At 68.1% G+C, this 1,553-nt stretch carries 1 protein-coding gene and 1 pseudogene; both read left to right on the top strand.

Annotated features, from left to right (window positions below):
* Nucleotides 1-362: 362 nt before the first annotated feature.
* Complete coding sequence (locus tag ACFW2E_RS46650; RefSeq protein ID WP_018566970.1) at nt 363-1,040, top strand: response regulator transcription factor; 678 nt, start codon at nt 363-365, stop codon at nt 1,038-1,040.
* Nucleotides 1,041-1,148: 108 nt separating this feature from the next.
* Nucleotides 1,149-1,502 (top strand): annotated as a pseudogene (locus tag ACFW2E_RS46645) (two-component sensor histidine kinase); the annotation flags it as partial.
* Nucleotides 1,503-1,553 lie beyond the last annotated feature (51 nt).

The following is a 1,553-nucleotide window of genomic DNA, read 5'->3' as shown; positions in this document are numbered from 1 at the left end:
GGCGACCACCGTGATCCACGCCCCGTGACGCGTCGGTGCGTCCGGAGCCCGGCCAGAGGTCATTCCTTTCAAGGCCGGCGGAGAGCCGGCCCGCACACAAAAGAGACCTTCAGCGTCAAGTGACCGCCAAAGGTCCCCGGTGTACTACAGGCGTTCCAAGTCACTTTACGTCAGGACAGTGCCGGATATGGAAGGACTTGAGACGCGGATCACAGGTGTCGGAGGAACCTCGCACCCGGTTTCGAAGGTCTCTCCTACGATCTCACCTATCGGCCATAGGTTCGTACCACTGTGCCCCAAGGTAAGAATCCCTCGAACCGATCACACCCCAGCACCGCGCGCGGGCGGACTACCATCACCTCATGACCCGTGTACTGCTCGCCGAGGACGACGCGTCCATCTCGGAGCCGCTGGCCCGTGCCCTGCGCCGGGAAGGTTACGAGGTCGAGGTGCGCGAGGACGGACCCACCGCGCTCGACGCCGGAATGCAGGGCGGCGTCGACCTGGTCGTACTGGACCTGGGTCTGCCCGGCATGGACGGCCTGGAGGTCGCCCGTCGGCTGCGTGCCGAGGGCCACACCGTGCCCATCCTCATCCTGACCGCGCGCGCCGACGAGGTCGACACCGTCGTCGGTCTCGACGCGGGCGCCGACGACTACGTCACCAAGCCCTTCCGGCTCGCCGAACTGCTCGCCCGTGTCCGGGCCCTGCTCCGGCGCGGTGCCGCCGAGCCGCAGCAGCCGCCGGCGACGCACGGTGTGCGCATCGACGTCGAGTCGCACCGCGCGTGGATGGGCGACGAGGAACTCCAGCTCACCGCGAAGGAGTTCGACCTCCTGCGGGTCCTCGTGCGGGACGCGGGCCGGGTCGTCACGCGCGACCAGCTGATGCGCGAGGTCTGGGACACCACGTGGTGGTCGTCGACCAAGACGCTGGACATGCACATCTCGTGGCTGCGGAAGAAGCTCGGCGACGACGCGGCCAACCCTCGGTACATCGCGACCGTGCGCGGGGTGGGCTTCCGCTTCGAGAAGAGCTGAGTGCTGCCGCCGGGGTGGACCGACCACTCCTCGGGGCGCTGTACCGAGCGGGCGGCCCAGATGCCCAAGGCACACTGGTCGTCGTAAAGCCACTGCCCGGAGGGCCCCGTGCGTCGTCGTCTCATCCAGTCCACCCTCGCCGTCGTGCTCGTGGTGATCGCTGTCTTCGGCCTCTCCCTCGTCATCGTCGAGACCCGCACGATCAGCAACAGCGCGCAGGAGCGGGTGGATTCGGAGGCGGTGCGGCTGGCCAGCATCGTCGACAGCCGGATCCTCGGCTCGGAGAACGTCGACGCCGAGATACTGCGCGACCAGGTCGCCAAGGACCAGTACGCGGTGATCCGCCTGCCCGGCCGGCCGCCGATCGAGGTCGGCACCCAGCCGGAGGGCGACGTCATCCACGCCAGCCAGCGGGGCGAGGAGGGCGAGACGGTCACCGTCCAGGAGCCGCGCTCGTCGGTGTAGAGAGATTTAGGCAGTACGCTGCTGATCATCGGGTGTGTTGGTCTTATC

The organism is Streptomyces sp. NPDC058964, assembly GCF_042741275.1.
GTDB lineage: Bacteria > Actinomycetota > Actinomycetes > Streptomycetales > Streptomycetaceae > Streptomyces.
Note: the sequence above shows the minus strand (reverse complement) of the source record. Positions and strands in the feature narration are given on the sequence as shown.